This is a genomic window from Micromonospora maritima (assembly GCF_902825405.1).
Classification (GTDB): Bacteria; Actinomycetota; Actinomycetes; order Mycobacteriales; family Micromonosporaceae; genus Micromonospora; species Micromonospora maritima.
Genome location: NZ_CADEAU010000376.1, coordinates 1 through 5253, shown reverse-complemented (window position 1 = coordinate 5253; position 5253 = coordinate 1). Strand labels below are relative to the sequence as shown.

Here is a 5253-nt window from a genome sequence, read left to right as displayed (position 1 = left end):
CCAGCGGATCGACGGCATCGCGGTCAAGGCGCCGGACCGGGAGCGGATCGACCAGCTCGGCGAGCGGATCGTGGCGGAGCTGTCCCGCCGGCCTGGTCGCCGGACGGCCCCTCCGGCGACCAGGACCAGGGCCGGTTCGACGCGTTCAAGCCGGACGCCGAGCCGAAGACCGAGGCGCCCACGCCGAAGGTGCGCAACGGCCGGGTGCTGGCCGCCGTGCTGATCGCGGCCGTGCTCATCCTCGCCGTGCCGCTCGGCCTGCTCACCCTGCTCGGCAAGGTCGGTGACGACAAGCCGGCGGGCTTCGACCCGGCGGTCGGCTCCTGCATCAAGCAGTCGGGCGAGAGCGCGGTGGCCGCGGACTGCGGCGAGCCGGGCGCGTTCACCGTCGTGTCGAAGGTGGACAACAAGGACAAGTGCGCCGACCTGTCCCAGCCCACGGTCGACCTCCAGGGCGGCGGCACCAACCGGGTGCTCTGCCTGAAGCCGGCCGGTCAGTAACCCGTACTCCCGGAGCGCCCGTCCCCACCCGGGGGCGGGCGCTCCCCGTTGCCCGGCGTGCGTCCGTTCACTGGGGCGTCCCCGGGGAGTAGTGCCAGTCGCTTGGCCGAAGGCTGAGCGCCCCACGCGAAAGCGCCCGCCCCCAGTTGGGGACGGGCGCTTTCGCATGTCTGCGGTCAGTCGCCCTCGGTGACCTGGGCAAGAAACGCCCGCCAGGACTGCGGCGCGAAGACCAGCGCCGGCCCGGTCGGGTCCTTGGAGTCCCGGACGCCGACTACGCCGGAAAGGTTGTCTGCGACCTCGACGCAGTCGCCGCCGTTGGAGCTGCTACGGGTGCTCTTGCGCCACTGTGCGCCGGTCAGGTCAGCCATGGTACGACGAGAACCCGCCGGGCTTGTCGATCTACCTGGCCGGGCTGATGTTCGAGGCAATGCGGGACCTTTATCACCTGAACCCGCACTACGGGCTGAGCCCGCCCGAGATGTTCGAGCGCTTCGTGGCGTGGGGCCCCTTCCGGCGTTCGATCACGGGCCGGTCCTGATGGCGCAGCCAATTTTGTCGAGGGAGCGCGGGCCGCCGGTCTCGGCCTCGCACGCAGGCTCCCAGGCCCGACCAGCATGCAACGCGAAGAAGGAATCCCCATGCGCAGCAAGAGCACAGAAGGGCTTTCTATGCACCCCCACAGCACGCTCCGCACATTCGCGCGACTGATGCGAGCCGCCGTCACCGGAATGGCCGTCTGCATCGCGGCGCTGTCACTGATGGCCGGCTCCGCGTCGGCCGCCGTGAAGCCGTCGCCGTTCTCCACCTGGCCCGCACCGGCCGCCGGGAACGTGTACGGCACGATCTACCAGGGCACGCCCTCTTGCGCCGTCCAGAGCGGCGTGAAGATCTGCGACGCCAACGTCTACACCTCTGGCCTGATGAACGGCTGGGCCACGAGCAACCAGGCGTACCGGAAGCTCAACCTGGAATGGAAGATCCGCAACAACTCCGGGACGATCGTCAAGACCGGCAGCAACTCGTGCACGGGCGCGACGGGCGCGATCAGCAGTTGCGAGCGGACCGGCCCGACCTACGCCGCGCGCTGGCCCGCCACCAGCACCGTTCGGATCTGCGTGGACACGATCGGCTTCGCCTACTACTACGTCTCGTCCAATGGCAACACCGCGAAGGTCACCGCCTCGGACTACGACTGCGTCACCCTGTCCGCCTCGGGCGGCGGCGGGGGACTCCGCCAGCGGTAACCCCGAACTGAGCGCGATGCCCGGTCACCTGAGTGGCCGGGCATCGTCCGGTAGCACCGGCTCACCCATCGCCAGCCGCAAGCGGTGGTTGAGCCTTTCAAGCCCTTGGATGACGCGAGCGGAGTCCGGCGCCACCGAAGACAGCTCTTCAAAGTCCCCGAAGGCGTCGGCCATCTTGCGCACCGCCTTGTCGCCGAGCCGGTTCAACATCACCTCGGCCTGAATCGGCATGACAACGCGCAGGAGGGCAAGCAGTTCGTCCCGGGTTAGCTCGCTCACACCGCCAGCATGGCACCCGGCCCGCGCCACGTCGACACCGACCTGCGCGCCACCGAACCGCCCGCCCGGCCCGTCTCTCCCCCTTGGGAGATAGTGCCGTTCGCCGCATCACGTTGACCGATCCCCCGCGCCTCTCTCGGCGACGCCGTGGGAGGGTTGGCACATGGCTACCTCGCCCCGCGTACGAGCGCCCGAACTTCGCGGCCGAGCCTGGCTCAACACAGGCGGACGAAATCTGACATTGCGGGACCTTCGAGGTCGTATAGTCGTCCTCGATTTTTGGACGTTCTGCTGCATCAACTGCCTGCACGTGCTCGACGAGCTGCGCCCGCTCGAGGAGAAGTACGGCGACGTGCTGGTCGTGATCGGGGTGCACTCACCGAAGTTCGAGCACGAGAAGGACCCGGACGCGCTGGCCGCGGCCGTCGAGCGGTACGGCGTGCACCACCCCGTCCTCGACGATCCCGAGATGGACATGTGGCAGCAGTACGCCGCCAAGGCGTGGCCGACGCTCTCGGTGGTCGATCCCGAGGGCTACGTGGTCGCCACGATGGCCGGTGAGGGGCACGCCGAGGGCCTGGCCCGGCTGGTCGACGACCTGATCGCCACGCACGAGGCGAAGGGCACGCTGCACCGGGGCGAGGGCCCGTACGTGCCGCCCGCCGAGCCGGAGACGGCGCTGCGCTTCCCCGGCAAGGCGGTGCCGCTCGACGGCGGCAACCTGCTGGTCTCGGACTCCGCCCGACACTCCCTGGTCGAGCTGGCCCCGGACGCGGAGACCGTGGTCCGCCGGATCGGCACCGGCACCCGTGGCCGCACCGACGGCCCGGCGGAGGGCGCGACGTTCGCCGAGCCGCAGGGCCTCTGCCTGCTGCCGCCGCACGTGGCCGAGGTCGCCGGCTACGACCTGGTCGTCGCGGACACGGTCAACCACCTGCTGCGCGGCGTACGGCTGGAGACCGGCGAGGTGGTCACCGTGGCCGGCACCGGGCGGCAGTGGCGCTCGACCGTCGACGACCACGCGCACGACGCGCGTTCGGTCGACCTCTCCTCCCCCTGGGACGTCGCCTGGTACGACGACCGGGTGGTCGTGGCGATGGCCGGCATCCACCAGCTCTGGTGGTTCGACCCGATCAAGCGGACCGCCGGCATGTACGCCGGCACCACGGTCGAGGCGCTGCGGGACGGGCCGCTGCCGGACGTCTGGATGGCGCAGCCGTCCGGGTTGGCCGTCTCGGCCGACGGGGCCCGGCTCTGGATCGCCGACAGTGAGACCAGCGCGGTTCGCTGGGTCGAGGCCGGTGAGATGCACACCGCCGTGGGGCAGGGCCTGTTCGACTTCGGGCACGTCGACGGCCCGGCCGACCAGGCGCTGCTCCAGCACCCGCTGGGGGTGTGCGCGCTGCCCGACGGCTCGGTGCTGGTCGCGGACACGTACAACGGGGCGGTGCGCCGCTTCGACCCGGAGACCGGTCAGGTGGGCACCGTGGCCGACGGGCTGGCCGAGCCGAGCGACCTGGTGCTCACCACCGACGGCGAGGTGCTGGTGGTCGAGTCGGCCGCGCACCGGCTGACCCGCCTGGCGCCGGGCGCGTTGACCGCGGCGGGCGCGAGCACGGTGCAGGGTCCGCGCCACCGGCTGGAGCGCAAGCCCACGGACGTGACCGCCGGCGAGCTGACGCTCGACGTGATCTTCACGCCGGCGCCGGGGCAGAAGCTCGACGAGACGTACGGGCCGTCGACCCGGCTGGTGGTGTCGGCGTCCCCGCCGGAACTGCTGGTGGAGGGGGCGGGCACGAGCACCGACCTGTCCCGCCGGCTGGTGGTCGACGGGAACGTGGCGCAGGGCGTGTTGCAGGTGACCGCCCAGGCGGCGACCTGCGACGCCGACGTCGAGCACGCCGCCTGCCACCTGACCCGGCAGGACTGGGGCGTACCGGTGCGGGTGGTCGCCGGTGGCGCCACCCGCCTCCCGCTGGTGCTGCGCGGCCTCGACGAGTCCTGAGCCTCGGGTGGTTAACAGGGGCCCCCTCCTCTACCGGATGCGTTAACAGGGGGCCCCTCCTTTCACGCGAACGGGGTGAGCGTGACCCCCGCGTCGACGAGCGCCGCCCGCACCAGCTCCGCGCACCGCACCGCCCCCGGCGTGTCCCCGTGCAGGCAGATCGACTCGACCGGGCAGGGAACCACGGAGCCGTCGACCGCGACCACGGTCCGCTCGACCGCCATCCGCACCGCCCGGGCCGCGACCTGGTCCGGGTCGGTCACCATCGCGTTCGGGGCGCTCCGCGGCACCAGCGTGCCGTTGGGCAGGTAGTTGCGGTCGGCGAAGCCCTCGGCCACCACCCGCAGGCCGGCGCCGACCGCGAGCTGGGCGAGCACCGAGCCGGGTTGGCAGAGCACCGGCAGTTCGTGGTCGTACCCGCTGATCGCCGCCACCAACGCGGCGGCCTGCGCCTCGTCGCAGGCCGCCGCGTGGTAGAGCGCGCCGTGCGGCTTCAGGTAGCGCACCCGGGTGCGGTAGACCCGGCAGAACGCGTCGAGCGCGCCGAGTTGGTAGATCGTCTCGTCGCGCAGCTCGGCGAAGTCGTACGCGATGTGTCGCCGGCCGAAGCCGGCGAGGTCCCGGTAGCCGACCTGCGCGCCGACCGCGACGCCGCGTTCGGCGGCGGCGGCGCAGACCCGGTGCATGGTGGCCGCGTCGCCGGCGTGGAAGCCGCAGGCGACGTTCGCGGAGCTGATCAGCCCGAGCAGCGCCTCGTCGTCGCCGAGCCGCCAGCTGCCGAATCCCTCGCCCAGGTCAGCGTTGAGGTCCATGGAACCTCACCGTAGTCCCTGGGCGGGCCTGGGCGAGCGGGGTCACGTCGTCCACCACCCCGACGACCGGGTAGCCACCGGTGGTGGGGTGGTCGGCCAGGAAGACCAGCGGCTGGCCGTCCGGCGGCACCTGCACCGCGCCGAGCACCAGCCCTTCGCTGGGTAGTTCGCCGGCCCTCGCGCGGGGCAGGGCGGCGCCGGCCAGCCGCGCGCCGACCCGGTTGCTGTCCGGACCCACCGTGTACGCGTCGCGGCACAGCAGGTCGAGCGCGCCCGGGGCGAACCAGTCGTGCCGGGGCCCGGGGTGCACGGTCAGCCGTACCTCGTCCGGCACCGGCCGGGTGACGGCGAGGTCGACCGGGGGCGGCGGACCGGCCGGCGCGCCGAGCGGCAGCCGGTCGCCGAGATC

At 72.3% G+C, this 5253-nt stretch carries 8 protein-coding genes; 4 read left to right on the top strand and 4 right to left on the bottom strand.

Annotated elements, in window-relative coordinates:
• Positions 1-501 (top strand): LppU/SCO3897 family protein (locus tag HUW36_RS24830; protein WP_425487264.1); only part of this gene is annotated, 501 nt, incomplete at its 5' end.
• Between the two features lie 176 nt (positions 502-677).
• Here HUW36_RS24830 and HUW36_RS24825 read toward each other — a convergent pair.
• On the bottom strand, positions 678-872 hold the full coding sequence (locus HUW36_RS24825) for a DUF397 domain-containing protein (protein ID WP_174530377.1): 195 nt from the start codon (positions 870-872) through the stop codon (positions 678-680).
• A gap of 23 nt (positions 873-895) precedes the next feature.
• Between HUW36_RS24825 and HUW36_RS24820 the strand changes: the two genes are divergently transcribed.
• Together HUW36_RS24820 and HUW36_RS24815 are read left to right on the top strand one after the other, a co-directional pair.
• Positions 896-1042 (top strand): hypothetical protein, encoded by a 147-nt coding sequence (locus HUW36_RS24820; RefSeq protein WP_425487263.1) that lies wholly within the window; start codon positions 896-898, stop codon positions 1040-1042.
• Between the two features lie 100 nt (positions 1043-1142).
• A complete protein-coding gene (locus HUW36_RS24815; protein ID WP_174530376.1) occupies positions 1143-1748 on the top strand; it encodes a hypothetical protein in 606 nt (201 codons plus the stop codon).
• 24 nt (positions 1749-1772) lie between these two features.
• Here HUW36_RS24815 and HUW36_RS24810 read toward each other — a convergent pair whose 3' ends face one another.
• Positions 1773-2027 (bottom strand): hypothetical protein, encoded by a 255-nt coding sequence (locus HUW36_RS24810; protein ID WP_174530375.1) that lies wholly within the window; start codon positions 2025-2027, stop codon positions 1773-1775.
• A gap of 163 nt (positions 2028-2190) precedes the next feature.
• On the opposite strand from HUW36_RS24810, the gene HUW36_RS24805 reads away from it, so the two are divergent.
• Positions 2191-4032 (top strand): NHL domain-containing thioredoxin family protein, encoded by a 1842-nt coding sequence (locus HUW36_RS24805; RefSeq protein ID WP_174530374.1) that lies wholly within the window; start codon positions 2191-2193, stop codon positions 4030-4032.
• A 62-nt stretch (positions 4033-4094) separates the two neighbouring features.
• Here HUW36_RS24805 and HUW36_RS24800 read toward each other — a convergent pair whose 3' ends face one another.
• Both HUW36_RS24800 and HUW36_RS24795 read right to left on the bottom strand, forming a co-directional pair.
• The gene (locus tag HUW36_RS24800; protein ID WP_174530373.1) at positions 4095-4844 is read right to left on the bottom strand and encodes a LamB/YcsF family protein; all 750 of its coding nucleotides are present in this window, start codon (positions 4842-4844) and stop codon (positions 4095-4097) included.
• Positions 4828-5253, bottom strand: a 426-nt coding sequence (locus HUW36_RS24795; RefSeq protein ID WP_217428875.1) for a 5-oxoprolinase subunit C family protein, incomplete at its 5' end; no start/stop codon positions are given. The genes HUW36_RS24795 and HUW36_RS24800, both read right to left, overlap by 17 nt.

Excerpts from the sequence above, each read along its gene's own strand:
- HUW36_RS24805 (WP_174530374.1), top strand. The coding sequence starts at position 2,191 with ATGGCTACCTCGCCCCGCGTACGAGCGCCCGAACTTCGCGGCCGAGCC.
- HUW36_RS24815 (WP_174530376.1), top strand. The coding sequence starts at position 1,143 with ATGCGCAGCAAGAGCACAGAAGGGCTTTCTATGCACCCCCACAGCACG.
- HUW36_RS24825 (WP_174530377.1), bottom strand. The coding sequence starts at position 872 with ATGGCTGACCTGACCGGCGCACAGTGGCGCAAGAGCACCCGTAGCAGC.
- HUW36_RS24800 (WP_174530373.1), bottom strand. The coding sequence starts at position 4,844 with ATGGACCTCAACGCTGACCTGGGCGAGGGATTCGGCAGCTGGCGGCTC.